Source organism: Mycoplana azooxidifex, assembly GCF_014196765.1.
GTDB lineage: Bacteria > Pseudomonadota > Alphaproteobacteria > Rhizobiales > Rhizobiaceae > Mycoplana > Mycoplana azooxidifex.
The window spans coordinates 267,323-293,222 of record NZ_JACIEE010000008.1 but is presented as its reverse complement, the minus strand read 5'-3'; the positions used below and the strand labels follow the sequence as shown (position 1 = coordinate 293,222).

General features: G+C 64.8%; 24 protein-coding genes. 13 read left to right on the top strand and 11 right to left on the bottom strand.

Annotated elements, in window-relative coordinates:
* Nucleotides 1–2: 2 nt before the first annotated feature.
* From nrdR to GGQ64_RS20145, 3 genes are all read right to left on the bottom strand, one after another.
* Nucleotides 3–482 (bottom strand): transcriptional regulator NrdR, encoded by a 480-nt coding sequence (nrdR, locus tag GGQ64_RS20155; protein ID WP_183807114.1) that lies wholly within the window; start codon nt 480–482, stop codon nt 3–5.
* An 8-nt stretch (nt 483–490) separates the two neighbouring features.
* Nucleotides 491–1,789 carry a serine hydroxymethyltransferase gene (gene glyA, locus GGQ64_RS20150; RefSeq protein ID WP_183807113.1) on the bottom strand — a complete coding sequence of 433 codons (1,299 nt, stop codon included), beginning with the start codon at nt 1,787–1,789 and terminating at the stop codon, nt 491–493.
* A gap of 189 nt (nt 1,790–1,978) precedes the next feature.
* Complete coding sequence (locus GGQ64_RS20145) at nt 1,979–3,304, bottom strand: L,D-transpeptidase family protein (protein ID WP_183807112.1); 1,326 nt, start codon at nt 3,302–3,304, stop codon at nt 1,979–1,981.
* Between the two features lie 330 nt (nt 3,305–3,634).
* Between GGQ64_RS20145 and GGQ64_RS20140 the strand changes: the two genes are divergently transcribed.
* Nucleotides 3,635–4,726: a GSCFA domain-containing protein gene (locus GGQ64_RS20140; RefSeq protein ID WP_183807111.1), complete on the top strand. Its 1,092-nt coding sequence runs from the start codon at nt 3,635–3,637 to the stop codon at nt 4,724–4,726.
* Complete coding sequence (locus tag GGQ64_RS20135; RefSeq protein WP_183807110.1) at nt 4,726–5,517, top strand: hypothetical protein; 792 nt, start codon at nt 4,726–4,728, stop codon at nt 5,515–5,517. The genes GGQ64_RS20140 and GGQ64_RS20135 overlap by 1 nt, the downstream gene beginning before the upstream one ends.
* A gap of 69 nt (nt 5,518–5,586) precedes the next feature.
* Here the strand turns inward: GGQ64_RS20135 and ldtR are convergent, their stop codons facing one another.
* Together ldtR and GGQ64_RS20125 are read right to left on the bottom strand one after the other, a co-directional pair.
* On the bottom strand, nt 5,587–6,096 hold the full coding sequence (ldtR, locus tag GGQ64_RS20130; protein WP_183807109.1) for a transcriptional regulator LdtR: 510 nt from the start codon (nt 6,094–6,096) through the stop codon (nt 5,587–5,589).
* Nucleotides 6,097–6,218: 122 nt separating this feature from the next.
* Nucleotides 6,219–6,656 carry a DUF6163 family protein gene (locus GGQ64_RS20125; RefSeq protein ID WP_183807108.1) on the bottom strand — a complete coding sequence of 146 codons (438 nt, stop codon included), beginning with the start codon at nt 6,654–6,656 and terminating at the stop codon, nt 6,219–6,221.
* A gap of 144 nt (nt 6,657–6,800) precedes the next feature.
* Between GGQ64_RS20125 and hemB the strand changes: the two genes are divergently transcribed.
* The 6 genes from hemB (at nt 6,801) to GGQ64_RS20095 (ending at nt 10,944) form a co-directional block, all read left to right on the top strand.
* Entirely contained in the window at nt 6,801–7,808 is a 1,008-nt protein-coding gene (gene hemB / locus GGQ64_RS20120) for a porphobilinogen synthase (RefSeq protein WP_183807107.1), read from the top strand.
* 107 nt (nt 7,809–7,915) lie between these two features.
* Nucleotides 7,916–8,377, top strand: a complete 462-nt coding sequence (locus GGQ64_RS20115; RefSeq protein ID WP_183807106.1) for an RDD family protein — start codon at nt 7,916–7,918, stop codon at nt 8,375–8,377.
* 189 nt (nt 8,378–8,566) lie between these two features.
* On the top strand, nt 8,567–9,328 hold the full coding sequence (locus tag GGQ64_RS20110; RefSeq protein ID WP_183807105.1) for an arginyltransferase: 762 nt from the start codon (nt 8,567–8,569) through the stop codon (nt 9,326–9,328).
* Between the two features lie 15 nt (nt 9,329–9,343).
* A complete protein-coding gene (locus GGQ64_RS20105) occupies nt 9,344–10,264 on the top strand; it encodes a DMT family transporter (protein ID WP_183807104.1) in 921 nt (306 codons plus the stop codon).
* A 63-nt stretch (nt 10,265–10,327) separates the two neighbouring features.
* On the top strand, nt 10,328–10,549 hold the full coding sequence (locus GGQ64_RS20100) for an AbrB/MazE/SpoVT family DNA-binding domain-containing protein (protein ID WP_183807103.1): 222 nt from the start codon (nt 10,328–10,330) through the stop codon (nt 10,547–10,549).
* Nucleotides 10,546–10,944, top strand: a complete 399-nt coding sequence (locus GGQ64_RS20095; protein ID WP_183807102.1) for a type II toxin-antitoxin system death-on-curing family toxin — start codon at nt 10,546–10,548, stop codon at nt 10,942–10,944. Before GGQ64_RS20100 ends, GGQ64_RS20095 begins: the two co-directional genes overlap by 4 nt.
* Nucleotides 10,945–10,946: 2 nt before the next feature.
* Here the strand turns inward: GGQ64_RS20095 and parC are convergent, their stop codons facing one another.
* Entirely contained in the window at nt 10,947–13,226 is a 2,280-nt protein-coding gene (gene parC, locus GGQ64_RS20090; RefSeq protein WP_183807101.1) for a DNA topoisomerase IV subunit A, read from the bottom strand.
* A gap of 213 nt (nt 13,227–13,439) precedes the next feature.
* On the opposite strand from parC, the gene GGQ64_RS20085 reads away from it, so the two are divergent.
* Nucleotides 13,440–14,627: a hypothetical protein gene (locus GGQ64_RS20085; protein ID WP_183807100.1), complete on the top strand. Its 1,188-nt coding sequence runs from the start codon at nt 13,440–13,442 to the stop codon at nt 14,625–14,627.
* A 97-nt stretch (nt 14,628–14,724) separates the two neighbouring features.
* Here GGQ64_RS20085 and GGQ64_RS20080 read toward each other — a convergent pair whose 3' ends face one another.
* The 4 genes from GGQ64_RS20080 to GGQ64_RS20065 all read right to left on the bottom strand — a co-directional run bounded on the left by GGQ64_RS20080 (nt 14,725) and on the right by GGQ64_RS20065 (nt 20,612).
* Complete coding sequence (locus GGQ64_RS20080; protein WP_183807099.1) at nt 14,725–16,860, bottom strand: methyl-accepting chemotaxis protein; 2,136 nt, start codon at nt 16,858–16,860, stop codon at nt 14,725–14,727.
* Between the two features lie 109 nt (nt 16,861–16,969).
* Nucleotides 16,970–17,446, bottom strand: coding sequence for an FUSC family protein (locus GGQ64_RS20075; RefSeq protein WP_183807098.1), 477 nt, complete (start codon nt 17,444–17,446; stop codon nt 16,970–16,972).
* 5 nt (nt 17,447–17,451) lie between these two features.
* On the bottom strand, nt 17,452–19,242 hold the full coding sequence (gene aspS / locus GGQ64_RS20070) for an aspartate--tRNA ligase (protein ID WP_183807097.1): 1,791 nt from the start codon (nt 19,240–19,242) through the stop codon (nt 17,452–17,454).
* A 1,025-nt stretch (nt 19,243–20,267) separates the two neighbouring features.
* Nucleotides 20,268–20,612: a hypothetical protein gene (locus tag GGQ64_RS20065; protein WP_183807096.1), complete on the bottom strand. Its 345-nt coding sequence runs from the start codon at nt 20,610–20,612 to the stop codon at nt 20,268–20,270.
* Nucleotides 20,613–20,889: 277 nt separating this feature from the next.
* Here GGQ64_RS20065 and GGQ64_RS20060 point away from each other — a divergent pair, with 277 nt between their 5' ends.
* From GGQ64_RS20060 to GGQ64_RS28120, 4 genes are all read left to right on the top strand, one after another.
* The gene (locus tag GGQ64_RS20060) at nt 20,890–22,140 is read left to right on the top strand and encodes an MFS transporter (protein WP_183807095.1); all 1,251 of its coding nucleotides are present in this window, start codon (nt 20,890–20,892) and stop codon (nt 22,138–22,140) included.
* Between the two features lie 88 nt (nt 22,141–22,228).
* Nucleotides 22,229–23,626 (top strand): multicopper oxidase family protein, encoded by a 1,398-nt coding sequence (locus tag GGQ64_RS20055; protein WP_183807094.1) that lies wholly within the window; start codon nt 22,229–22,231, stop codon nt 23,624–23,626.
* 93 nt (nt 23,627–23,719) lie between these two features.
* Nucleotides 23,720–24,865 (top strand): ribonuclease D, encoded by a 1,146-nt coding sequence (gene rnd, locus GGQ64_RS20050; RefSeq protein WP_183807161.1) that lies wholly within the window; start codon nt 23,720–23,722, stop codon nt 24,863–24,865.
* Nucleotides 24,866–24,931: 66 nt separating this feature from the next.
* Nucleotides 24,932–25,057: a hypothetical protein gene (locus tag GGQ64_RS28120; protein ID WP_281380568.1), complete on the top strand. Its 126-nt coding sequence runs from the start codon at nt 24,932–24,934 to the stop codon at nt 25,055–25,057.
* Between the two features lie 78 nt (nt 25,058–25,135).
* Here GGQ64_RS28120 and GGQ64_RS20045 read toward each other — a convergent pair whose 3' ends face one another.
* Nucleotides 25,136–25,729 (bottom strand): M10 family metallopeptidase C-terminal domain-containing protein, encoded by a 594-nt coding sequence (locus tag GGQ64_RS20045; protein ID WP_343059524.1) that lies wholly within the window; start codon nt 25,727–25,729, stop codon nt 25,136–25,138.
* Nucleotides 25,730–25,900: the final 171 nt, after the last annotated feature.

Here is a 25,900-nt window from a genome sequence, read left to right as displayed (position 1 = left end):
GCTCAGCCCTCGTCGCCAGGGTCGCGCGCGATCTTCGCGGCGACCTCGCTGAGCGTCTTTTCAAAATCGTCCACATGCGAAAAATCGCGGTAGACGGAGGCGTAGCGGACGAAGGCCACGTCATCCAGCGCCTTCAGCGCCTCCAGAACCTGCAGGCCGATCTGCTCGGAGGAAATCTCGGTCTCCCCGGAGCTCTCCAGCCGGCGCACGATGCCCGAGACCGCGCGCTCGATCCGGTCGCGATCGACCGGCCGCTTGCGCAGCGCGATCTCGAACGACTTCATCAGCTTCTCGCGCTCGAAGGGAGCCCTGCGGCCCGTCTTCTTCAGCACCATCAGTTCACGCAGTTGCACGCGTTCGAAGGTGGTGAAGCGGCCGCCGCAATCCGGGCAGATGCGGCGGCGACGGATGGCGGCCCCGTCCTCTGCAGGACGGGAATCCTTCACCTGGCTATCTTCCGAGGCGCAGTAGGGGCAGCGCATGACTGTCCTTACATGTAGGGGTACATCGGGAAGCGGTCGGTCAGCTTGACCACCTTTTCCCGGACTGCGGCTTCGACTGCGGCATTGCCCTCGTCGGAATTGGCGACCTTCAGGCCGTCCAGAACCTCGACGATCAGGTTGCCGATCTCCTTGAACTCTGCCTCCTTGAAGCCGCGCGTGGTGCCCGCCGGCGTGCCGAGGCGGATGCCTGAGGTGACGAAGGGCTTTTCGGGGTCGAAGGGGATGCCGTTCTTGTTGCAGGTGATGTAGCCGCGACCAAGGGCCGCCTCGGCACGCTTGCCGGTGGCGTTCTTCTTGCGCAGGTCGACCAGCATCAGGTGGTTGTCGGTGCCGCCGGAGACGATGTCGAGGCCGCCGGCGATCAGCGTCTCGGCCAGCGCCTTGGCGTTCTTGACGATCTGGGCCGCGTAGTCCTTGAAATCGGGCTGCAGCGCCTCGCCGAAGGCAACGGCCTTGGCGGCGATGATGTGCATCAGCGGGCCGCCCTGCAGGCCGGGGAACACGGCCGAGTTGAACTTTTTCGCCAGATCCTCGTCGTTCGTGAGGATCACGCCACCGCGCGGGCCGCGAAGCGACTTGTGCGTGGTGGTGGTGGCGACGTGGCAGTGCGGGAACGGCGACGGGTGCTGACCGCCGGCGACGAGGCCGGCGATGTGGGCCATGTCTACCATCAGATAGGCGCCCACCTCGTCCGCAATCTCGCGAAAACGCTTCCAGTCCCAGATGCGCGAATAAGCAGTACCGCCTGCGATGATCAGCTTGGGCTTATGGGTGCGGGCCTTTTCGGCAACAGCATCCATGTCGAGCAGGTTGTCGCCCTCGCGCACGCCGTAGGAGACGACGTTGAACCACTTGCCGGACATGTTGACCGGCGAGCCGTGGGTCAGGTGGCCGCCCGAGTTCAGGTCGAGACCCATGAAGGTGTCGCCCGGCTGCAGCAGCGCCAGGAACACGGCCTGGTTCATCTGCGAGCCCGAGTTCGGCTGGACGTTGGCGAAGTTCACGCCGAACAGCTTCTTGACTCGCTCGATCGCCAGTTCCTCGGCGATGTCGACGAACTGGCAGCCGCCGTAGTAGCGCTTGCCCGGATAGCCTTCGGCGTACTTGTTGGTCATGATCGAGCCCTGGGCCTCGAGCACGGCGCGCGAGACGATGTTCTCCGAGGCGATCAGTTCGATCTCATGACGCTGGCGGCCGAGTTCCTTCTCGATCGCGCCGAAGATATCCGGATCGGTATCGGCAAGCGAGCGGGAGAAGAATGCTTCGGTGTTGGAAGAAAGGCTCATCCTCGAGGCTCCTGTAAGACGGTGGCACGGTGTTTATCGTCCTCGCATGGCAAGGGCAATATCCGCTGTGCCGATTGCGGCATTTCCAGCCCGGCTTTGGAATAAATACGACGCCCGCTGCCGGGCAGAACGGAAAGGGCCGCGCAACCTTCCGATTGCACGGCCCCGCAAAATCCTGGCACTTCGGACTTACTGCGGCAGGAAGTCCTGTTCGATCGATCCGGCAGCCTGCTCGACGCCGATATTGGTCTGCAGGGCCAGTTCGGCCGCCCCGTCCAGTTCGTAGATGTCGTCGCGGAACTGTACGACGCGGTCGGTCGCCGACCAGGCCGTGACGTAGACGATATAGACCGGTACTTCCTGGGCGAGCTTGATCGGCGTGTTCTGGCGCGTGGAGATGACGCGCTCGATCTCCTGGCGCGACCAGCCCGGCGTATCGCGCAGAAGCCAGGTGATGAGGTCGCGGACGTTCTGCACGCGCACGCAGCCGGAGGATTCGAATCGCATCAGCTTGTTGAACAGGCCCTGCGACGGCGTGTCGTGCATGTATTCGTTGTTCGGATTGTGGAAGTTGATCTTCGACGAGGCCATGGCGTTGATCTTGCCGGGGTCCTGCCGGAACATCAGGTTCGGCGCCTTGTCGGCAAACCAGTCGATCGTCTCCGGTGCCACCTCGTTGCCCTTGCCGTCGAGCAGGCGGATCGCGTTGCGCGTCAGGTAGGTCGGATCCTTGCGCATCAGGGGCACGATGTCTTTCTCGACGATCGAGCGCGGAGCGGTCCAGTACGGGTTCAGGGTAACGTCGTAGATCTTGGAATTGATGGCATGCGTCGGACGGTCGATCTTGCCGACGATGGCGGCATGGCGGAGCGCCACGCGATTGTTCTCGACCGCCTCGATGTAGGCGGCCGGGATGTTCACCATCACGAAGCGATGGCCAAGGTCGCCGGACATGGCCTGGATACGGACGAGGTTGGTATTGAGCTGGCCGAGGCGGACGTCGGCGGAGACGTTCATCGCCTTCAGCGTAAATTCGCCGAGCACGCCGTCCGAGGGCAGGCCGTGGCGGGCCTGGAAGCGCTTGACCGCGCCGTCGACATAGGAATCGTAGGCGTTCGAGATGCCAGCGGAGCGCGGCAGGTCGCCCGAGATGATCAGGCGCTGGCGCAGTTGCTGGACGGAGGGATCGCTGACGCCGAGCTCGAGCTTCTGCGGGGCGTTGACCATCGGCCAGCCGCCGCTGGAGACGATGTTCTGGTAGTCGAAGATCGCCTGCTGGATATGGCCGGCCGAACCGGGACCGAAGATCGGATTGTTGGAGACGACGGCGGTCGCGGTGCGCGACGCCTTGGCGTCGAACTGGTCGTCCCAGTTGCCCCGTCCCGTTGCGTTGAGGATGTCGTCGATCGCTGTCTGGGCGACGGCCGATCCGGCAACGGCGGCAGCCCCGACGGAGGCTGCGGAACGCAGGAAGGCGCGGCGCGAAAACACATCAATTCCGATCTTGCGAGACATCTATCCTACCATTCTCTGCCAGGCCGCAAGCGACCATCGCCCGTACGAATCTTGCGCCACGAGGCTCATATCCCACGGAACCTAATACGAACAGGGTTAACAAACGGAGACCGGCCATGCCGAACACGCATGGCTGCGGCCATCCTCTCGCTCTCACAGTAATATGGCCAAAGCGTGTCTGGCAGCGGCATGCGGGCGTCACGCGGACGTGATGTCGTTGTTACCGGAGCCCCTTCACGGGTGTTTCCGAATGCTCGATTGCTCTTGCAGGACAGCTGAAATAGTGTCCGGGCAAAATACCGTCACTAGCCCATTCACAAGAGCAGTTCGATGACTTCAGACCGCCGCGCGCCCACCCCCTACAGCAATCTTCCACCCTCTCGCTACTGGCGTAGCGCGGTGGCGGAAATGCACCCGCTGGATATGGAGGAACTGTATTCTCCCAAGTTCCGAATCGGCCTTACGGACCGGATCGCGGTCGCCGGCAGTTGCTTCGCCCAGCATGTCGGCAGGGCCCTGAGGTCGAGTGGATTTTCCGTTCTCGACCAGGAGCCGGCACCTGACGGACTGGCCCCGCAGATGGCCGAAACCTTCGGCTACGGCATCTACTCCGCCCGGTATGGCAACATCTACACTGCCCGCCAACTCCTGCAACTCCTGCATGACTGCGTTTCCGGAACTGTCCGCGAGGCCGATTTCTGGATGCGCGACGGACGCTACTATGATGCACACCGTCCCTCGGTGGAGCCGAAGGGCCTCGAAAGCCTGGCAGAGGCAATGGCGCACCGCCGCCAGCACCTGGGCAAGGTCAAGGCCATGCTGGAGACGACGGACATCTTCATCTTCACCCTCGGGCTGACGGAAACGTGGCAGGATATTGCCTCCGGCACCGTATATCCAACCTGCCCGGGCGTTATCGCCGGAACGTTCGACGCCGGGAAACATGCGTTCAAGAACTTCGATGCCGAGGAAGTCCTGCAGGACATGATCGAAGCGAGGCGTCTGCTCAAGGCGATCAACCCCGGCATGCGCTTCCTGTTCACCGTCTCCCCGGTGCCGCTGACTGCCACGGCATCGGGACAGAACGTGCTCGTCGCCACCACCTATTCGAAATCCGTCCTGCGCGCGGTTTGCGGCTCGCTCTACGGCAAGTTCGAGGACGTCGACTATTTCCCGTCCTACGAAATCATCGTTTCGCCTTCCACGCGCGGTTTCTTCTACGAGCCGAACATGCGCTCGGTGAACCGGCACGGCGTCAATCACGTCATGCGCACGTTTCTGAAATCGCAGGAGGTCGAGGTGGCCGGCAAGAGCAAGCGCGCAAACGGCCAGAAGGGCAAGGCGCAGAAGGGCAAGCCCCGGCAGGAGGAGACGCGGGGAGACGTGGTCTGCGAAGAGGCGCTGCTGGAGGCGTTTGCGTGATGGCGATGAAAATCTGCATGATCGGAAACTCCCATATCGGCGCGCTGAAGCTCGGCTGGAAACAGATCAGGCACAGCCATCGTCACGAGGTGTCGTTCCTGGGGGTGCCCGGAGTCCAGATCCGGAATCTTGCGATCGAGCATGGCACGGTCGTCCCGACGTCGGACCATTCACGGAAGTATTTCGAGAAGACGCTGGGCGCCGAGTCGATTGAGCTCGACCGCTACGATGTTGTCGTGGTGGTCGGCTGCGGACTTAACCTGATCGGCGCCCTGAGCGTGACCGGCCGCTGGCGTCCCTATACCCTTGTGGACGAGACGGCCCGCGACGACCAGACACAGTTCGATCTTGTTTCCGACCGGCTGTTTGCCGAAATTCTCTCGTCGAAGATCCGCAAGAGCTTGGCCAACAGATACATCACCAAGATGGCAAGGCAAGGCGCTGCGCGCGTGCTTTATGTGACGACGCCTCTGCCGTCATCGGAGATAAGGCTGAAGCCTCAGGAAGATCCGGTCATGGACCTCGTCGCCGGCGCGCACGGACCAGCCGTCGCCTCGCTGTACCGGGATGCGATCGAGCAGGTGATGGGAAGGGACAAGGTCGTCTTTCCGCCCGCTGACGTGCTCGTGGACGGCGCGATGACCGATATGCGCTACAGCAGGGGATCGCTCCGTCTCGACGGTAAGCGCGAGCATCCCGAGGACGACATGCACCACATGAACGCAGACTACGGCGCCCTGGTTCTGGAAGCGGTCTTCAGCCGCCTCGCCGGCGCTGCCGGCGTGCGCTGACGTCGTTGCAATGAGATCCGGCACTTGCGGCGCGCATGTCCTGCCGCCGCAGTGCTGATCCTGCCCCCATCACAGGCGGTACAGGATCGAGTCGTTCCAGAAGCGGTCGAGGCGCTGGAGCAGGCGGTTCATTTCGGTGAACTCGTTCTCGCCGATGCCGCCGACCTTCTGGATCGAGCCGATGTGACGCTCGTAGAGTCTGGCGACCGTCTCTGCCACTTCCTGGCCGGTCTCGGTCAGGCTGATGCGGACAGAGCGGCGGTCGACGCGGGAGCGCTGGTGGTTGATGAAGCCGAGGTCGACCAGCTTCTTGACGTTGTAGGAGACGTTCGAGCCGAGATAGTAGCCGCGCGAGCGGAGCTCGCCGGCGGTCAGCTCGGAATTGCCGATATTGAAGAGGAGCAGCGCCTGGACGGCGTTGACGTCGGAACGGCCACCACGGTCGAATTCGTCCTTGATGACGTCGAGCAGGCGACGGTGCAAACGCTCGACGAGATGGAGGGATTCCAGGTAGAGATTGCGGATTGCAACTTCCTGCTGATCGATGGCGGGTGCCTGCGGCTTAAGCTTCGTGTTCATTTTCTGCCTCACTGTTTTGGTGGCGGTGTCTTTTCCCGCCTTGAGTGAGACCCTATCGAATGCATCTAAAATTCTACTTAAACCGCAGCCTTAACAGCGCCTTACCAGAGCGCGACCGTGTCTCAGGGTAAATCAGTCCTTACCTGCCTTGCCTGCTTGCGCCTCTGCAGGAACAGGGCGAGCTGGAAAAGGACGTACACGGCGGCGACTGCCAGGTGGGCGATGACGAGCAGCGGCTTGATGCCGAAGATGGAGGGATAGAACTCGTGCATGGCGATCTCGGTCGCCGCCGCGAGCACCCAGATGACCGCGCCCCAGGGCGCCAGCAGCCACAGGCCTACGGCGGCGACGGGGAACATGACGGCCAGCGCCGTCGACGCCGCCTTCCAGGCCGGCGGCAGGAGGTCGAAGCGCCCCCTCCCCTCCAGCGAGAAGCCGGTCAGCATCGCCCAGTACTGCAGCGCGAACCACAGGCAGATGATGGCCATCATCCGCAGGAACAGCATGTACAGCGTGTCCGTCAGCGTCCATCGCGGCACGTTTGGAGAATCAGAAGCCATGGGCGGACAATAGCAGCCTGCCATCGCCCATAAAGCGTCAATGTCCGCCGCAAGGGCTTCGTGACGCATTCGCCTGGGCGCCGCATTCTGGTATGGAGCGATCGGCATGCTATGAGAAGACAGACCATCGCAAGGACAGGACCCATGACCCATATCGTCGACCAGATCACCGGCCACCGGCGCATGCGCCGCAATCGCAAGGCGGACTGGACGAGGCGCCTCGTTCAGGAAAGCCGGCTGACGGTCGACGACCTGATCTGGCCGATCTTCGTCGTTCCGGGCACAAACGTCGTCGAGCCGATCCCCTCCATGCCGGGCGTCAACCGGATGAGCGTGGACCGCCTGGTCGAGGCGGCGAAGGAAGCGGCCGACCTCGGCGTGCCTGCGCTCGCCACCTTCCCCAACATCGAGATGAGCCTGCGCGACGAGACGGGATCGAACAGCCTTGCCGCCGACAATCTCATCAACCAGGCGACGCGGGCGCTGAAGCAGCACGTGCCGCAGATCGGCGTGATCACCGACGTGGCGCTCGATCCCTTCACCAGCCACGGCCACGACGGGATCCTGCGCGGCAGCGAGATCGTCAACGACGAGACCGTGGAACAGGTGGCGAGGGCCGCCGTCGTCCAGGCGGACGCGGGCTCCGACATCATCTCGCCGTCCGAGATGATGGACGGGCGGATCGGCGCGATCCGCCAGGCGCTCGACGACGCGGGCCACCAGAACGTCGGCATCATGTCCTACGCAACGAAGTTCTCCTCCGCCTTCTATGGCCCCTACCGCGAGGCGATCGGCACCGGCGGTCTGCTCAAGGGCGACAAGAAGACCTATTACATCGACCCCGCCAACGGCACCGAGGCGATCCGCGACGCAGCCCTCGACGTCGAGGAGGGCGCGGACATGCTGATGGTCAAGCCGGGCCTGCCCTATCTCGACATCTGCTGGCGGATGAAGGAGGCGTTCGGCCTGCCGGTGTTCGCCTACCAGGTGTCGGGCGAATATGCGCAGATCAAGGCCGCGGCCATGAACGGCTGGATCGACGGCGACCGGGTGATGATGGAGACGCTGCTTGCCTTCAAGCGCGCCGGCTGCGACGGCATCCTCAGCTATTTCGCCGTCGAGGTGGCAAGGGCGCTGGCGAAGAAGGGCTGACCGCCCGAACCGGTCGCATCGGCTTTCCGGGGGATACCGCGTGCGTTTGTTGCATTCGCACCGGCAATTCCCATATCAGGAACATGATTGAACGTAGGAGCCATTCGATGAGCAATATTGACGAGGCCCGTCTGCCGAGCACGGACTGGCGCGCCTACCGGGGCGTGCTGTCGCGACGGATCTTCGCCTTTCTGATCGACTATGCGATCGTCGCCCTGCTCTGGGTGCCGGCGGCCGTGGCCGTCTTCTTTCTCGGCATCATCACGCTGGGGCTTGGCTGGATGCTCTATCCGGCGCTGTTCGTCATCGTCGCCATGCTCTACTTCGGCCTGACGGTCGGCGGGCCGAACCAGGCGAGCGTCGGCATGAACGTGATGGATCTCGCCGTCATGCGGACCGACGGGCGGCCGATGGATTTCCTCACCTCCATCGTCTACCTCGTGCTGTTCTGGATCGGCAATGCGCTGCTGACTCCGTTCATCCTGTTGATCGGCCTCTTCACCGACCGCAGCCGCCTCTTGCACGATCTCCTGCTCGGCACCGTCGTCGTAAGGCGTTCCAGCCTGTAGCACCGTCTGCATCCGGAGTGCCTGCCGTCGTTGTGCCCTCAGCCTTTGCGCTGTCGGCATTCTTCGAAAGGAGGCTCCGGATGCCCTTCATTTGTAATGTTTCGCCCGGCCGGGGCCGGTTGACCTTTTCCTCAACTGCGCCATGCTAATATTGATAGTCAGGCCCGGTTGGAGTCGCGCGCCGAAACCATGAATACCCAGACGAACCCCGCCCCCCAGTTCTATCTGACGGCTCCGGCTGCTTGCCCATACCTGCCGCACGAAATGGAGCGGAAGGTCTTCACCCATCTGGTCGGCGAGCGCGCGCCCGAACTCAACGACCTTCTCACCCAGGGCGGGTTCCGCCGTTCCCAGAACATCGCCTACCGCCCCGCCTGCGAGACCTGCCGGGCGTGCATCTCGGTGCGCATCATCGTCAACGAATTCCGGCCGACGCGCTCGATGCGGCGCGTGATCGCCGCCAATGCCGACCTGGTCGGCTACGAATATCCCGCCGAGCCGTCGAGCGAGCAGTATTCCCTTTTCCGCGGCTACCTCGACCGCCGCCACCAGAAGGGCGGCATGTCGGACATGTCGGTGCTCGACTATGCGATGATGGTGGAGGATACCCATGTCCACACGAAGATCGTCGAGTACCGCAAGCGCGCGGAGGGATCGGGCATAGAGGAGCGGCCGCGCGGCGAACTGGTCTCCGTCGCCCTGACGGACCGGATGGGTGACGGCCTGTCGATGGTCTATTCCTTCTTCGATCCCGCCGAGGACCAACGCTCGCTCGGAACCTTCATGATCCTGGACCATGTCCGGCGCGCGAAGGCGCTGGGCCTGCCCCATGTCTATCTCGGCTATTGGGTCAAGGGATCGCGGAAGATGGACTATAAAACAAAGTTTTTGCCGCAGGAGCACCTGATGGCACGCGGCTGGGAACGCTATGATGGCGAATCCTCTGACTGAGAATCGGATTTTCGCTTGTCATACGTCCAAGACCCCGCCCTGCACCGCAAGGGCCTGCTGATCACCGCCATCGGCGGCCTGGCGCTCTCCTTCGACATTCCCCTGATCCGCTCCTCGCACGGCGAGGTCTGGTCGGTGCTGGCGGTGCGCAGCCTTGCGACCTGCGCCGTCGCCTTCGTCGTGTGGTCGGTCGTGCGCCTTCTGCTGGGACGTCCGATCACGCTCATTCCCGGTCGCGCGGGTTTCCTCGCCGGCGCGCTCTACGGCATCGGGTCGCTGACCTTCATGCTCGCCGTCTTCAACACGACGACGGCAAACGTGGTCTTCATCCTCGCCTTCACCTCGATGTTCGCGGCACTGCTGTCATGGATCTTTCTTGGCGAGCGCCCGGCCAATGCAACGCTGCTCGCCATGGCCGCCATGGTGTGCGGCGTCGCGCTGATCGTGCAGGACGGGTTGACCAGCGGCAATCTCTTCGGCGACGCGATGGCGGCGCTGAACGCGTTCGTTCTCGCCAGCGCGATCACCATCAGCCGCAAGAGCGGGGCCGACATGGGGTTCGTGCCGCTCGTCGCCGCGATCATCCCCGCCGCCGTCGCCTTGATCATGCTGCCGGGCGGGACGTTCCAGGTCGAACAGCCCGGCTTCATCCTCTTCAACGGGCTGGTGATGATCCCGCTGGCCTTCTGGTGCCTCGCCACCGGCCCGCGCTATCTCTCCGCCCCCGAGGTCGGCATGTTCTACCTGCTGGAGACCATCCTCGCGCCGATCTGGGTGTGGATCATCTTCACCGAGCGCCCCTCCAGCCAGACGCTCGTCGGCGGCTCCATCCTGGTTGCGGCACTGTTCGTGCATTCGCTATGGCAGATGCGCAGCAAGGCAAGGGCGGCGCGGCTGCGCAACGTCAGACCGGAGATCGCGGCGACACAGGCTTGACCGCTTGAATTGCGGCGGGTCGCCGGCCATGTTATAACACCGTTGCAACATGAGGACACGGCCATGAACGTCACCATCCGCAAGATCGGCAATTCCGAAGGCATCATCATCCCGAAAGAGGTGCTGGAGCGGCTTGGATTGAAGGCGGGGGACGAATTTGCCGTGACGGAAGAAAACGGCCAGCTGACGCTCGTGCCGCAAAATGCGGAACTCGCCGAACAACTCCGCGCTGCGAGCATCGGCATGGAGAAATACCGTGTCGCCCTGCGCGAACTCGCCAAATGAACCAGTTGAAGTGGCTCACCCGTGAGGCCATCGAGCTCGTCCATGGTGACCAGTTGCGAGAACATGGCGGCCTGCCGGGATTGAAAGACGAAAATGCGCTGGAGGCGGCGCTTGCACGGCCGCAGCATAAGGCGGCTTATGGCGAGGACGACCTGTTCGTGCTTGCTGCCGCCTACCTCTACGGCATCGTCCGTAACCACCCCTTCTCGGATGGCAACAAGCGAACCGGATTTCTGGCGGCTTTCATGTTCCTCTATATCAACGGGCACCTGATCCAGGCGGACCAGGGCATGGTGATTGAGTTCGTGCTCGGTGTGGCCGCCGGCGAAATCGACGAGGACGGGGCGACCCGTTTCCTGCGCGACTTCACCGTCCCTTTGCCGCCAACCGCCTGAGCCTAGCCGCTGAACTTGCCGCTGCGCGGAAAACCCTTCGGCACGGTGCGGCCAGCGCCGGCGCGGTCGCCGATCCATTCCGTGAGCTCTTCTTTGGTGCGGACGAAGGTGCGGCCAGCGCTATCGTCCCAGGAAAGGCCGTCGCCCATAGCGAAGCAGCGAAGGTCGGATACGCCGCCGTCCTTGTAGCGCTGCAAGCGCACGCCCTTGCCGCGCGACATTTCCGGCAGTTGCACGAGCGGGAAGATCAGCATCTTGCGGTTCTCGCCGACGACGGCGACGTGATCGCCGCGCACCGGCACCACGAGTTTGGCCTCGTCCGGCATGCCGACGTTCATGACCTGCTTGCCCTTGCGGGTATTGGCGACCATCTCCGTCTCGGCGATGACGAAGCCGTTGCCGGCCTGCGAGGCGAGGATCACTTTGCGGGCCGAGTCGTGCACGAAGGCCGTCAGCACGTCCTGGTCGTTTTCCATGTCGACCATGATGCGCAGCGGCTCGCCGTGCCCGCGCCCGCCCGGCAGCTTGTCGGCGCCGAGCGTGTAGGCCTTGCCGCCGGTGGTGACGATCAGGATCTTGTCCGTCGTCTGCGCCGGGAAGGCGACGTTGAGCGCATCGCCCTCCTTGAACTGCAGGCCGGACGTATCGGCCATGTGGCCCTTGAGCGCGCGGATCCAGCCCTTCTCGGAGATGACGACGGTCACCGGCTCCTTCTCGATCATCGCCTGCTGGATGGCCTCGATGTCGGTCTCGGGCGCGTCCGAGAACTGGCTGCGGCGACGGCCGATCTCGGTCGCCTTGGCGAATTTCTTCTTCACCTCGCCGATCTGCCAGGCGACGGTCTGCCACTGCTTGGCTTCCGACTCCAGCAGCGACTGGATCTCCGCTTTCTCCTTGGTCAAACCGTCGAACTCGGTGCGGATCTCGAATTCCTCGAGCTTGCGCAGCGAGCGCAGCCGCATGTTGAGGATCGATTCAGCCTGCAGGTCCGTGAGCGTGAAGCGCACCATCAGGGCGGGCTTCGGCTCGTCCTCCTCGCGGATGATGCGGATGACCTCATCGATGTTGAGATAGGCGACGAGGTAGCCGCCGAGGATCTCCAGCCGGCGCTCGATCGCGGCGAGCCGGTGGCGCGAACGGCGCAGCAGCACCTCGCGGCGATGCGCCAGCCATTCCGACAGCACCTCGTTCACCGCCATCACGCGCGGTACACGCCCCATGGAAAGCACGTTCATATTGAGCGGAATGCGGCTTTCCAGCTCCGACAGCCTGAACAGCGATTCCATCAAGAGCGCAGCGTCGACGCTGCGGCTCTTCGGCACGAGCACGATGCGCACGTCCTCTGCGGATTCGTCGCGGATATCCTCCAGCAGCGGAACTTTCCGCGCCAGCAACAACTCGGCGATCTTCTCGATCAGCCGCGACTTCTGCACCTGGTAGGGAATTTCGGTGACGACGATCTGGTAGCCGCCGCGGCCGAGATCCTCGATCTCCCACTTCGCCCGCACGCGGAATCCGCCGCGGCCGGTGCGATAGGATTCCAGCATGCTGGCGCGGCTCTCGACGATCACGCCGCCGGTCGGGAAATCCGGGCCCTCGATGCCGCCCTTCTGCGGGTTGGCCGGGTCGAACATCAGTTCATCGACCGTCGCGTCCGGGTTCTTGATCAGGTAGAGGGCCGCGTCGCAGAGCTCGTGCGCGTTGTGCGGCGGGATCGAGGTGGCCATGCCGACCGCGATGCCGGACGCGCCGTTGGCGAGCAGGTTGGGGAAGGAGCCCGGCAGCACGACCGGCTCGTCGTCCTCCTCGTTGTAGGTCGGGCGAAAATCGACCGCATCCTCGTCGATCCCTTCCAGGATCAGCGTGGCGACGTCGGTCATGCGCGCTTCGGTGTAACGCATCGCAGCCGCGTTATCGCCGTCGATGTTGCCGAAGTTGCCCTGCCCGTCCACGAGCGGATAGCGGATGGCGAAATCCTGCGACAGGCGCACCAGCGCGTCGTAGATCGAGGCATCGCCGTGCGGGTGGAACTTACCCATCACGTCGCCGACGATACGAGCGCATTTCTTGTAGGCCTGTCCCGGATCGAGCCTAAGCGCGCGCATGGCGTGGACGATGCGGCGGTGGACCGGCTTGAGGCCGTCGCGAACGTCGGGCAAGGCCCGGTGCATGATGGTCGACAGCGCATAGGCGAGATAGCGCTCTTCGAGCGCCGCCTTGAGGTCGACCGGAAGGATATTGTCGTCGTCTCCGCCACCGGGCGGCAAAATCTCTTGTCCCATGGGACTTGACTAGCGAACAAGCCGATTCGCAGCAAGAAATCCGGGCGATTGCGCTGTGGATAGCCGCCCGGTCCTGGTCACATTTCCGGGCCCTTCGCCCTCTAGATTGGCCCTGCACAGATGCTTAACCGCGCGCGAATATTGTCCGCACGCCACACGTTTAAGTGCGGGAGACGGCACCCGTCATCATATTGCCAGACAAGAGGAATTCCGATGTTTCATTACCGCACTCTCCGCACGATGCTGACAGGCGTTGCGCTTGCAGCCCTCGCAAGCCCCGCCTTCGCGCTCGACGGCGCCGACCTCGTCGCCAAGCTGAACGCGGCGAACGGCGCAAGCGGGCTGACCGTCTCCTTCGGCAGCATCGTCACCGACGGCGACAACCTCACCCTGCAGGGCACGAAGGTGACGCCGACCGGCGGCGAGCCGACGGAGATCGGCGACGTCAGGCTCGAGGGCGTGGCAGAGGACGGCGACGGCGGCTACACGGTCGAGACGGTCCGCTTTGCCGACGTCAACCGCACCGAGGGCGACATGACCATCACGGCGAGCGACATGCAGCTCGGCGGGCTGGTCATCCCGGCGAATGCCGATGGCAAGTCGCTCGACACCATGCTCTTCTACGAGCGCGCCAGCTCCGGCCCAGTCACGGTCGCAAGCAAGGGCACCGAGGTCTTCTCCCTGTCGGGCATGGAGGGCAATGTCGTGCGCCGCGCCGACAATGCCGGGCTCGATTATGACGGCACCGTCTCCGGCATCAAGGCGGACCTCAGCCAGGTCGAGGACCCGAAGAGCCGCGAGACCATCCAGAAGCTGGGCCTGACCACGATCAGCGGCAAGGCCAGCATGAAGGGCGGCTGGGCGCTCGACACCGGCCTGATGTCGGTCGACGAGTACGCGCTAGACTTCGCCGATATCGGCAGGCTCGACCTCTCCTTCGCCATTTCCGGCTACACGCTGGATTTCATCAACGCGATGCGCGAGGCGGTCGAGGCGAGCCAGGCCAATCCCAACAAGGATGAAGCCAACAACGCGCTCGGCATGTCGATGATGGGGCTAATGCAGCAGCTGACCTTCAACAACGCCAAGATCAGCTTTGCCGACGCCTCGCTGACCAAGAAGGTGCTGGACGTCGTCGGCGCCGAACAGGGCGTCAGCGGCGAGCAGATGGCGCAGTCGCTGAAGGGTCTGGCGCCGCTGATGATCGCGCAGCTCAACATGCCCGAATTGCAGAACCAGATCGCGCAGGCGGTCAACACCTATCTCGACGACCCCAGGAGCCTGACGATTATCGCCGCACCGGCAGCCCCGGTCCCCTTCCCGATGATCATGGGCGCCGCCATGGGCGCACCGAACACGATCCCGCAGGTGCTGGGCGTGACGGTGAAGGCGAACGAGTAAATCGGGCGGCTCAAGAACCCGAAATTGAACGACCCGGCGGCGATCCCGCCGGGTTTTTCTGTGCAGGCTCCGTCCGCTATCCGGGGCGACACGCCCCTCAGCGGCCCTGGCCGCCGAAGCGCAAGACCTGCCCCGGCCGGGTTGTGGCTACCTCCCGGATCTCGACTGCTGCCGGCAGCCGGAAGCCGGCGACGAGGTCGCGCAACCGCTCCGCCTGGGCGGCGAGAACGGCGCTGGCGGCCGTGTTCTCCTCGACCATGGCGGCGTTCTGCTGGGTGCCCTGATCCATCTGGTTGACGGCCTGATTGACCTCCTTCAGGCCCAGCGACTGCTCGCGGGCGGAAACGGCGATCGCCTCCATGAGGGCGTGGATCGCCTTGACCTCGCTGCCGATCGCTTCCAGCGCCGTGCCGGTGTTGCGGACGATGCCGACGCCGTCCTCGACCTCGGTGCTCGATTGGCGGATCAGTTCCTTGATTTCCCTCGCGGCCACCGCGGAACGCTGGGCGAGTTCGCGTACTTCCTGGGCCACGACGGCGAAGCCCCTGCCCGCTTCGCCGGCGCGTGCGGCCTCGACGCCGGCGTTGAGCGCCAACAGGTTGGTCTGGAAGGCGATCTCGTCGATGACGCCGATGATGCTCGATATCCGCCGTGACGACTGCTCGATCCGCTCCATCGCGCCGACGGTGCCGCCGACGAGCTCTGCCGTGCGCTCGGCATTGGCGTTGGCGCGGGTGGCGACGTCGCGGGCCTCCTGTGCCCGTTCCGCGGCCTGGGTGACGTTGGCCGTAATCTCGTCGAGCGCGGCCGCCGTCTCCTCCAGTGCTGCCGCCTGCCGCTCAGTGCGGCCCGACAGCGTCTCGGCGCTGGCGCTGATCTCGCGGCTGCCGCCGTCGATGGTGATGCCGGCGGTGGCGATCTGCGCCAGCGTCCCGCCGAGTTGCCCGAGCGCCTGGTTCAGATCGTGGCGCAGTCCCTCGAATTCGGGGGAGAACGGCTCCGCCAGCGCAAAGTCGAGGTCGCCGTCGGCGAGACGCCGCAGGCCGGTGGCCAAGCCGCCGGTCGCCTGCATCAGCCGCTCGTTCGCCTCGGCCTCGGCCGCCGCCTGGATGGCGATGCGCTCGGCTTCGGCTTTGCCGCGTTCGGCCTCCGCCTGCTCCTCGAGCCGCCGGTTGTCGATTGCCGCCTTCCGGAACACCTCCAGCGCGGCCGCCATGGCGCCGATCTCGTCGCGCCGCTCCAGTCCCGGTACGGCGATCTCGGTCCGGCCGCCGGCGAGCGCGCGCATGGCCGCCGTCATCCGCCCTATCGGGCGCACGATCGACCGGCCGACCAGCCAGACGGCCAGCAGCAATGCCATCGCGGCGCCGGCGATGAGTGCCGCGACCACCTTGATCGTCCGGGCCGCCGACGCGTCGGTTGCGGCAACGTGGCCGGTGCGCTCGGCCGCAAAAAGCACCGTCGCGCGCTCCTTCGCCGGCTCGATGGCCGCATGGGCGGCGGTCACCGCCGCACGGGCAGCGGTCTCCTTCAGGCTCGCCTCGGCATAGAGGCGGAAGGCGTTTCTATAGACGTCGAACCGCTCCATCACCCGCTGGCGCTGGGCGCCGGGCCGGTAGAGCTTGCGCACCAGGCCGGTGAAGATCTCGGCCTCGCCGGCGTGGCGGTCGATGTATTCCGGATCGCGGCGCAGGATGAAGTCCTTCTCGTGGCGGCGCAACATCAGCATGCTGGCGACTACGCCGGTATCGTCCACGCCCTGCAACTGCTCCTCGATGTCGTGCACGGCGGAGCGCATCGCGCCTTCCAGCCCCGTGGACTGGTCGAGACCCAGTTCCTCGTTGATCGCGACGAGCCCGGCAAAGGCGGTGCGATAGGCCGCAAAGCGCGCCTCGATCTCCTCGAGCTCGGCCGATAGCGTCGGGGCGGCCGCGGCGCGGAGGTTTTCGAGGCGGGTCGTCGCCGCATCGGCGGTCGCCTCGAAAGCGGCACTTGCGGCCATCTCGCGGGCGAGCAGGAAATCCTTTTCGTTCAGCCGGGCGGCCAGGAAATCGGCAGAGAGGCTGACGAACTCGGCCTCGCGGGCGGCGAGCCGGTAACCGACCTCGCGACTTTGCGCCTCGACCTGCCGCTGGACGAGCAGGATCCCGGCAATCACCGCGATGCCGGTCACCGCAAGTGCGCCGAGCAACATCACGCGGTGGGCGATTTTAAGTTTTGACAACAGGAACATGGGACGCGCCATCGAAACGGGAACGGAGCCTGACCTATGACCGTAAGATATTTAACGTAAACTCAATCGCTTATGAACGTTTTGTGACAATTCACACGAGCAAGCTCGTTCAGTCCTCCCGCTTGGCCCTAAAGAACACGACGGCCACCGTGACGCCGATCACCACGCCCAGGATGACGTCGAGGAAACGGGCGAGCCCTGCGGATTGCGGGCCCATCAGGAGGACGAGCATGGCGGAGACGCCGGCCTGGATGGGGACGACCGGCGCGAGGCCGAACAGCGAGGCGAGGATCATCGCCAGGAACGTGGCGCTGGCGAGCCTGACTTCGCCCCATTCGTAGGGGATCAGGAACGCCAGTTCGCCGACGAGGATGCCGACCGTCACGCCGACAAGCAGGTTGGCGCCCTGGCGCAGGTGGTCGGGGATGCCGGGCGCCAGGCAGATCAGCGCGCTGATCGCGGCGAAGAGCGGCTGCGGCTGGCCGAACAGCAGATGCGCCAGCCAGTAGGCCAGGGCGGCGGACAGAGCCGCCGCCAGGGCACGGGAGAAAGCTGCGCGGCCGCGTTCGAGCAGCGTCTGCAGCAAGGCCCTTAGTCCTTCTTCGGCGTCGGGGTCACGCGCAACGCCAGTTCGCGTAGCTGTGCCGGGGTTGCCGGGGACGGCGCGCCCATCAGCAGGTCCTGCGCCTGCTGGTTCATCGGGAACAGCGAGATCTCGCGCAGGTTCTTGGCGCCGACCAGCAGCATGACCACGCGGTCGATGCCGGCCGCCATCCCGCCATGCGGCGGCGCGCCGTACTGGAAGGCGCGGTAGAGGCCGCCGAAGCGCTCTTCCACGTCCGCCTGGCTGAGGCCCACCTTCTCGAACGCCTTGACCATCAGTTCCGGCGACTGGTTACGGATCGAGCCCGAGGCGATCTCGAAGCCGTTGCAGACCATGTCGTACTGGTAGGCCTTGATCGTCAGCGGATCCTGGTTCTCGAGTGCCTCGAGGCCGCCCTGCGGCATGGAGAACGGATTGTGGGCGAAGTCGATCTTCTTCTCGTCCTCGTTATACTCGAAGAACGGGAAATCGACGATCCAGCAGAGCTCGAAGCGGTCGCGGTCGACGAGGTTCAGTTCCTCGCCGGCCCGCGTGCGGGCCTCGCCTGCGAACTTGTAGAACTTGGCCGGGTCGCCGGCAACGAAGAAGCAGGCGTCGCCCGCTTCGAGACCCAGCTGGGTGCGCAGGGCTTCGGTCCGCTCTTCGCCGATGTTCTTGGCGAGCGGCCCAGAGCCTGCGATGTTGCCGTCCTCTTCCTTCCAGAAGATGTAGCCGAGCCCCGGCTGGCCGGTCGACTGCGCCCAGGCATTCATGCGGTCGCAGAAGGCGCGGCTGCCGCCGGTCCTGGCCGGGATCGCCCAGACCTCGACCTTCGGGTTCGAGGCGATCATGTTGGCGAACACCTTGAAGCCGGAACCGGCGAAGTGATCGGTGACGGTCTGCATCTCGATCGGGTTGCGCAGGTCCGGCTTGTCGGAGCCGTAGGCGCGGATGGCGTCGTCATAGGCGATGCGGCGGAAGGTCTGGGTGACCGGCTTGCCGTTCGAAAACTCCTCGAAGATGCCGCGGATCACCGGTTCCATCGTGTTCCAGACGTCTTCCTGCTCGACGAAGCTCATCTCCAGGTCGAGCTGGTAGAACTCGCCCGGCAGGCGGTCGGCGCGCGGATCCTCGTCGCGGAAGCAGGGGGCGATCTGGAAGTAGCGGTCGAAACCGGCGACCATCAAAAGCTGCTTGTACTGTTGCGGCGCCTGCGGCAGGGCGTAGAACGTGCCCTCGTGGATACGGCTCGGCACCAGGAAGTCGCGCGCGCCTTCCGGCGAGGACGCCGTCAGGATCGGCGTCGAATATTCCGTGAAGCCGACATTGTTCATCTCGCGGCGCATGGAAGCGATGATCTGCGTACGCTTGACGATGTTCTTGTGCAGCGTCTCGCGGCGCAGGTCGAGGAAGCGGTACTTCAGGCGCACGTCTTCGGGATAGTCCGGCTCGCCGAACACCGGCAGCGGCAGTTCCCTGGCGGCCGAGAGCACTTCGATCTCGTGGGCATAGAGCTCGATCTCGCCGGTGGGCATGTTCTTGTTGACCGTCTCGTCCGTGCGCGCCTTGACGAGCCCGTCGATGCGGATGACCCACTCGCCGCGAACGGTCTCGGCGACCTTGAAGGCGGGGCTGTCCGGATCGGCGACGACCTGGGTGATGCCGTAGTGGTCGCGCAGGTCGATGAAGAGCACGCCGCCATGGTCGCGGACGCGGTGGACCCAGCCGGAAAGACGGACCGTCTGGCCGACGTCGGACTTGCGGAGGGCGGCGCAGGTATGGCTGCGGTAACGGTGCATTGTTCTATCCTGGAATGCGGCGCGGCCAGATCGGGAAAGCGGGGCCGCGCGTCTTCAAAATCGGGCGGAAAAGCGCATGACCGGTCCGATTTGTCAAGGCTTGCGGCGGGAACGCCCGGGGCAATCGCATAGGAATGAAGACCCCACCCCACCCTCCCCACAAGGGGGAGGGCTTAACCCGGACGCTTGGCCGAGGCTCCATTTGAGCAGCGCGTGCGGCGGGTCCTCTCCGGCAGGCGTGGTGAAAAAGGACACAGGACCTGCAAAACAGTATGTGAACAACTTCTTGAGGACTTGCCCGCCGGCCGGAGAGCGAGCATGAAGACTTCATTAACCCTGTCTGCGCCGCGCCGCGATCCGAACGGCGGCGCGGAAACGCCCGCCAGTCCCAGAGCGATCTCATGCCTGAACTCGTCCCTATGTGGCCCCTGCTCGTCACCTCGGTCGCGATCTATTATTTCTACCGCTGGGTCGTCACCGACCTGAACGGCCGATAGGCCGGCAGCTTATCCGTCTTTCCCGGGAGCTTCTCCGCGATCACCTCGTGGCCATCGGACAGCAATGGGCGTGCGCGCGACGGAAGCTCCGCCCGCGTTGTGTGCCCTGGGTCATGTGTCATGCGCATGGTTCGGACGGGGCGCTGGAAGCTGCCTCATCTGAGTATAGTTGTGTGGCACCTTTCAGCGCCCCGTTCGACGGTTTTTGTCCGCAACTCCGCCAATCTGCTCCAGCCGCAGGCGGTTTGCGCCGGCAACTGACCTGTGTGCCACCCGGACACGTCCGGAGCGCAACTCGGGATTATCCCGCCGTCTCCAGAGGAAGGCCTTTCTGCGGACCCCTCCATGCGAGGAAACGCGTCCCTCCCTCGCACAAGGCGTCGGCTCCGCCTCGCCGCGACGCCTCGCGGTGTATCCGTGACGGAACGGCCATCAGTATGACCCGGCGGTGGCTTGCGGGCATGGCCGGCGGCGCCAGCCTTTGAATCGATTGCCGAAATTCCATCCGTCGTCCCGACGGTCAGCGCTTCATCTCCGACCTGCTGCAAGCAGGACAGTGAGAACGGCATGAAAGACGACGGCGGGCCACAGGAAGACGCCGACGAAGGTGCCGGCAAGGCCGAGCCAGGCCAGGTAGAGCGTGGCGGCGGCATTGTAGAAGAGCATGGCCTGCAGCGGCGAACCGCGCCAGCTGGCGATCGCCAGCGCAATCAGGGCGATACCGGCCACCCGCGCCGCCGGAACGCCCGCACCGCCGATCTCCGCACCGAACAGGAACCGCCCGACAGTCGACGGTGCGGCCAGAAATGCCAGCCCGGTCGCCGCTTCCGCTGCGGCTGCGACCGCCAGTGTCCAGTGCCTCGACAGGATCATCGCTTGCCTTTCATCCTGCCCCGTTGGCCGTATCCGTCCGGGGCCCCGGCGACCCCCTGCCATCGACCGGGATCGTTGCAGCCGATACTCGTGCCTAAATCTCCCGAAGGCAAGGACCCGTCGCTCTTGGTCCATGCCAATATCAGGTTCGTTGCCGAGCCTGGCCGGCCTCAAATATTTCTCCGCTGTCCCGAATTGCCCTGTCGCCGGGTCAGTTTCGCCTGTAGACATCACTATCCATTGCGCGGCGCCCCCGATTCCCCTCCCCGGCAGCAGAATGAGCCATATCCGCCCCCTCGTCCCCCTGCTGATCACTGCCGGAATCCTGATCGGCGGCAACGGGCTGCAGGGGACCTTCATCTCGCTGCGCGCCTCGCACGAGGGGTTTTCGACCTCGCTGATCGGCCTCGTCGGCGCCGGCTACAACATCGGCTTTGCGGTCGGCTGCATCTACGTGACCCGGGTGCTGAGAGCGATCGGGCATATCCGCACGTTTTCGGCAATGGCGGCGATCGCATCGGCCTCGGCGATCGCGATGCTGCTCGTGATCGACCCGACCTTCTGGTTCTTCATGCGCCTGCTCGCGGGGCTCTGCTTCGCCTGCCTGTTTGCAACCGTCGAGAGCTGGCTGAACGCCAGCGTCACCAATGCCAACCGGGCGCGCACGCTCTCCCTCTACCGCCTCGTCGACCTCGGCTCGGTGACGGCGGCGCAGTATCTGATCCCGGGCGTCGGCATCGGCGGCTTCCAGCTGTTTGCCATCGTCTCGATGGCGCTGTCCTTGTCGCTCGTCCCGATTTCGCTCGCCGACCGGTCCGCACCGGTCGCGCCCGAGGCGATCCGCTTCGACGTGAAGAAGCTCTGGAACATCTCGCCGCTGGCGACGATCGGCTGCATTGTCGTCGGCCTGACCAATGCCGCCTTCCGCTCGCTCGGGCCGATCTACGGCGAGCAGATCGGACTGTCGGTGACGGAGATCGCAAGCTTCATGAGCGCCGGCATCATCGGCGGCGTGGTGCTGCAATATCCGCTCGGGCTCTATTCGGACAGGTTCGACCGGCGCGTGATCATCCTGGTCGCGACCCTCGGGGCCACGCTCGCCGCCCTGTTCCTGGCGATCTTCGCCGGCGGCGACGAGTGGATGAACCTCGCCGGCATCTTCGTCTTCGGTGCCTTTGCCATGCCGCTCTACTCGCTCTGCTCGGCGCATGCCAACGACCATGCGGGCGAAGGCGAACATGCGCTGGTCTCCGCCGGCATGCTGTTCTTCTGGTCGATCGGCGCGATCATCGGCCCGCTGTTCGCCTCGGTGCTGCTCGACATCTTCGGACCGGACGCGATGTTCATCTACACGGCCGTCATCATGGTGATGTTCATGGCCTACACGGTGCTGCGCATGGGCGCACGGCCGGGCGTGCCTGCGGAGCAGCGGCACGGACGCTTCCGCAACCTGCTGCGCACCTCGGCCTTCTTCAACAAGCTCGCCGGCGCGGAGCGCAACGGCAAGGGACCCGACGGGGGGCGATGAGCCTGCGACATCAGGTTCCGATCCGCCGTATTGATGAGTGCGACGATCAGGATTATGCAGGGGCGTCGTTTCAGACCGGGACCCGCCCATGCCGATCAGCCGCCGTACGCTTCTGAAGAGTTCCGCGATTGCCGCCAGTGCTTACGGGGCAGAACTGGCCTTGCCCTCGGTGGGCCGGGCGCTCGCCGGTGCGCCGAAAGAACTCATAGCCTATGAGGGCAACGCGCTGCTGACCGGGGAGACCGCGACCGGGGGGATGATGTCCTATCGCCTCGGCACGGCGGGCGAAGGCGCGCCGCCGGTGCTGCGGATGCGCAAGGGCGAGGAATTTTCGGCAAGGCTGGTGAACCGGCTGAAGGAGCCGACGACCGTGCACTGGCACGGCTTGCGGATCGCCAACGCCATGGACGGCGTCCCGGAGATGACGCAGCCCTATGTCTATCCCGGCGACACGTTCGACTACCGCTTCACCCCGCCCGACGCAGGCACCTTCTGGTATCACCCCCACTGCAACACGCTGACGCAGATGGGCCGCGGCCTGACCGGCGTCATCGTCGTCGAGGACCCGGCCGATCCGGTGTTCGACGCGGAGATCGTGCTCAACCTGCGCGACTTCCGGCTCGGCGGCGACGGGCAGTTCATCGCCCCATTCAAGCCGCGCGACGCCGCCCGCAGCGGCACCTTCGGCACGGTGCGCACCACCAACTGGCGCGCCGCACCCGCCTATGACGCGCCGGCGGGCGGATTGGTCCGCGTCCGCATCGCCGCCACGGACGTGACCCGCGTCTACCGGCTCGCTCTCGAAGGCGGAGCGGGCAAGGTCATCGCCCTGGACGGCAATCCGCTGCAGGCGCCCATCCCGCTCGACCTGCAGGACGTCGGCCCCGGCCAGCGGCTGGACTTCGTGCTGCGCATGCCCGACACCGAGGGCGAGATCGCCACGCTCACCAACGTCAAGGGCAGCACGCCCTGGACCGTCGCCAGTTTCCGCGCAGTCGGCGCGAGCGCCGGGCGGTCGCTGGAGGACGTCGGGCCGCTGCCGGCAAACCCGATACCGGTGGCCGACCTGAAGGCTGCCGAGATCATCCCGATGGACTTCACCGCCACCGCCGAGCACGGGGCGAAGGAGAGCATCTGCGGCTCGCTCGGCTACACGTTCTGGGCGATCAACCGGGTCGCCTGGCCGGGCGACACGGCCGACGGCGTCGCTCCGCTCGCCGAACTGAAACGCGGCAGGAGCTACATCTTCCGGGTCGCCAACCGCACGCCGCATACCCACCCGGTCCACCTGCACGGGATGAGTTTCCACATCGTCGCCTCCAACCAGCCGCGGCTGATCGGCCATGCCACCGACACGATCCTGCTGCAGCCTGACGAGACGGCCGACCTTGCGCTCGTCGCCGACAATCCCGGCGCCTGGATGCTGCATTGCCACATCATCGAGCACCAGAAGACCGGCATGAGCAGTTACGTTACGGTAACCTGAGCGCCATCCGCAGTTTTTGATTGTGGCAAAATGGTGGAGCAGGTAAATCATCTGATCTTTGAAACCAGCCGTCGCTTGAGCACATTGATGCAAATCATCGAAACAACCGCAGCCCTGGCCGAAGCCTGTGCGCTGCTCGCAAAGTCCGACTACCTGACCATCGATACGGAATTCCTGCGCGAGACCACCTTCTGGCCGGTGCTCTGCCTGGTCCAGCTGGCAGGCCCGGAGACGGCTGTGATCGTCGATCCGATGGCCAAGGGCATCGACCTTTCGCCGTTCTTCGCACTGATGGCCGATACGAGCGTGGTCAAGGTGTTCCATGCCGCCCGGCAGGACCTCGAGATCATCTACAATCTCGGCAAGCTGATCCCGCACCCGATCTTCGACACGCAGGTCGCCGCCATGGTCTGCGGCTTCGGCGACAGCGTCTCCTACGACCAGCTCGTGCAGAAGACCAAGGGCGTGCAGATCGACAAGTCGTCGCGCTTCACCGACTGGAGCCGACGGCCGCTGACGGACAAGCAACTCGAGTATGCGCTTGCCGACGTCACCCACCTGCGCGACGTCTACCAGTTCCTGAACGCCAAGCTGGAACAGGAAGGGCGCAACCTCTGGGTCGCCGAAGAGATGGCCGTGCTGGAGGCGCCCGGCACCTACGACATCCACCCGGACGACGCCTGGAAGCGGTTGAAGATGCGGGTGAAGAAACCGGTGGAACTGCTTGTCCTGCAAAAGGTCGCGGCCTGGCGCGAACGCGAGGCGCGCGCGCGCAACGTGCCGCGCTCGCGCATCCTCAAGGACGACACGATCTACGAGATCGCCCAGCAGCAGCCGGCCGATGCCGAGGCGCTCGGACGGCTTCGCACGATCCCCAAGGGCTGGGAACGCTCGCAGTCGGGCACGGCCCTGCTGGAGGCGATCCGGGAGGCGTTGGACACGCCGAAGACGGACCTTCCCCGCCTGCCCCGCCAGCCACACGTGCCCGAGGGCGCTGCCGCCGCAAGCGAGATGCTCAAGGTCCTGTTGAAGCTCGTCTCGGAGAAGCAGGGCGTCGCCGCCAAGATCATCGCCAACAGCGACGACCTGGAAAAGATCGCCATCGACGGCGAGGAAGCCGACGTTCCCGCCCTGCACGGCTGGCGGCGGGAACTGTTCGGCGCCGTCGCCCTCGACCTGATCGGTGGCAAGGTGGGCCTGCGCTTCGTCAACAAGAAGATCGAGGCCGTCGAACTCTAAGCGCTACCCTTGGATAGCGGGATGAATGGGGGTAATGCTTGTTCATCAACCAGAGGAGTTCAGGTGATGGCTAAGGGTCAGGTACGCAGCAACAAGGAGGCTCGCAAGCCGAAGAAGGACAAGGCCGATAAAACGGCACCAACCCTCGGCTCGCAGGTGAAGAGCAGCGAGAGCACGATCAAGAAGAAGTGACGCTGTCGAATAGAACCCCACCTCCCGGGGACGGGGGACGTGCTCTAGTGGGGCCGGAGGTCCGGCCCCTCCTCTTCGTCAGAGAAGGAAATCGCCCGACTTGAGTGTGAGGCTCGCGTCGATGGTGATGGTGAAATCGGCAGCGCCGTCGCCGTTGATGTCACCCTGGATGCGGGTGTCGCCCGACTTCACCTCGTAGCGCAACTCGCCCGCCTTGTCGTGGAAAGCCGCCTTGCCGATGAAGGCAAAGGCCTGACCGCCGCCCGCCTTCGTGTTGGCGTCGATGGCGGAGAGGTCGATCCGGTCCTTTTCGGTCTGGCTGAAGTCCAGGATCCTGTCACCATTGGCAGCGGTTCTCGTTTCGAACACGAACGTATCAGCGCCCTCGTCACCGGACAGGACGTTGACGTCGCCACTCGCGATGATCGTGTCCTTGCCTGACCCGCCCATGGCGTTTTCGAAGTTGCGGATGTGGAAGTCGCCGCTTCCCGTCTTCACCGCGTGCTGGCCGTTCAGGTCGATGGTGAGGGCCTTGGTGAAGGCGGCAAAGACGATGCTGTCGGAATCCTTGCCCGTGGAATCGGTGACGCCCTCGCCGCCATTCAGAACCACCTGCTGGTATTTGTCGGCGAGCAGCGCGACCTTGATCCAGTTCGCGTTAAGCAGACCCACCGGACGACCGGCTTCAGAGGCTGGATGCCCACTACATTCCATTTCCCCCCCACCCATGCTTCCGCCAGGGGGCGGACCGCAATCGCGGACCTGGAATGGCACAGTCCCGGTAGCGCCCATCCCCGCCCGATCGGCGTAGGCGAAGGGGGATGAATTTATCCGGCTCCAGGC

Coding starts and splice junctions, on each gene's coding strand:
- nrdR (WP_183807114.1), bottom strand. CDS start 482: ATGCGCTGCCCCTACTGCGCCTCGGAAGATAGCCAGGTGAAGGATTCC.
- glyA (WP_183807113.1), bottom strand. CDS start 1,789: ATGAGCCTTTCTTCCAACACCGAAGCATTCTTCTCCCGCTCGCTTGCC.
- GGQ64_RS20145 (WP_183807112.1), bottom strand. CDS start 3,304: ATGTCTCGCAAGATCGGAATTGATGTGTTTTCGCGCCGCGCCTTCCTG.
- GGQ64_RS20140 (WP_183807111.1), top strand. CDS start 3,635: ATGACTTCAGACCGCCGCGCGCCCACCCCCTACAGCAATCTTCCACCC.
- GGQ64_RS20135 (WP_183807110.1), top strand. CDS start 4,726: ATGGCGATGAAAATCTGCATGATCGGAAACTCCCATATCGGCGCGCTG.
- ldtR (WP_183807109.1), bottom strand. CDS start 6,096: ATGAACACGAAGCTTAAGCCGCAGGCACCCGCCATCGATCAGCAGGAA.
- GGQ64_RS20125 (WP_183807108.1), bottom strand. CDS start 6,656: ATGGCTTCTGATTCTCCAAACGTGCCGCGATGGACGCTGACGGACACG.
- hemB (WP_183807107.1), top strand. CDS start 6,801: ATGACCCATATCGTCGACCAGATCACCGGCCACCGGCGCATGCGCCGC.
- GGQ64_RS20115 (WP_183807106.1), top strand. CDS start 7,916: ATGAGCAATATTGACGAGGCCCGTCTGCCGAGCACGGACTGGCGCGCC.
- GGQ64_RS20110 (WP_183807105.1), top strand. CDS start 8,567: ATGAATACCCAGACGAACCCCGCCCCCCAGTTCTATCTGACGGCTCCG.
- GGQ64_RS20100 (WP_183807103.1), top strand. CDS start 10,328: ATGAACGTCACCATCCGCAAGATCGGCAATTCCGAAGGCATCATCATC.
- GGQ64_RS20095 (WP_183807102.1), top strand. CDS start 10,546: ATGAACCAGTTGAAGTGGCTCACCCGTGAGGCCATCGAGCTCGTCCAT.
- parC (WP_183807101.1), bottom strand. CDS start 13,226: ATGGGACAAGAGATTTTGCCGCCCGGTGGCGGAGACGACGACAATATC.
- GGQ64_RS20085 (WP_183807100.1), top strand. CDS start 13,440: ATGTTTCATTACCGCACTCTCCGCACGATGCTGACAGGCGTTGCGCTT.
- GGQ64_RS20080 (WP_183807099.1), bottom strand. CDS start 16,860: ATGTTCCTGTTGTCAAAACTTAAAATCGCCCACCGCGTGATGTTGCTC.
- aspS (WP_183807097.1), bottom strand. CDS start 19,242: ATGCACCGTTACCGCAGCCATACCTGCGCCGCCCTCCGCAAGTCCGAC.
- GGQ64_RS20065 (WP_183807096.1), bottom strand. CDS start 20,612: ATGATCCTGTCGAGGCACTGGACACTGGCGGTCGCAGCCGCAGCGGAA.
- GGQ64_RS20060 (WP_183807095.1), top strand. CDS start 20,890: ATGAGCCATATCCGCCCCCTCGTCCCCCTGCTGATCACTGCCGGAATC.
- GGQ64_RS20055 (WP_183807094.1), top strand. CDS start 22,229: ATGCCGATCAGCCGCCGTACGCTTCTGAAGAGTTCCGCGATTGCCGCC.
- GGQ64_RS28120 (WP_281380568.1), top strand. CDS start 24,932: ATGGCTAAGGGTCAGGTACGCAGCAACAAGGAGGCTCGCAAGCCGAAG.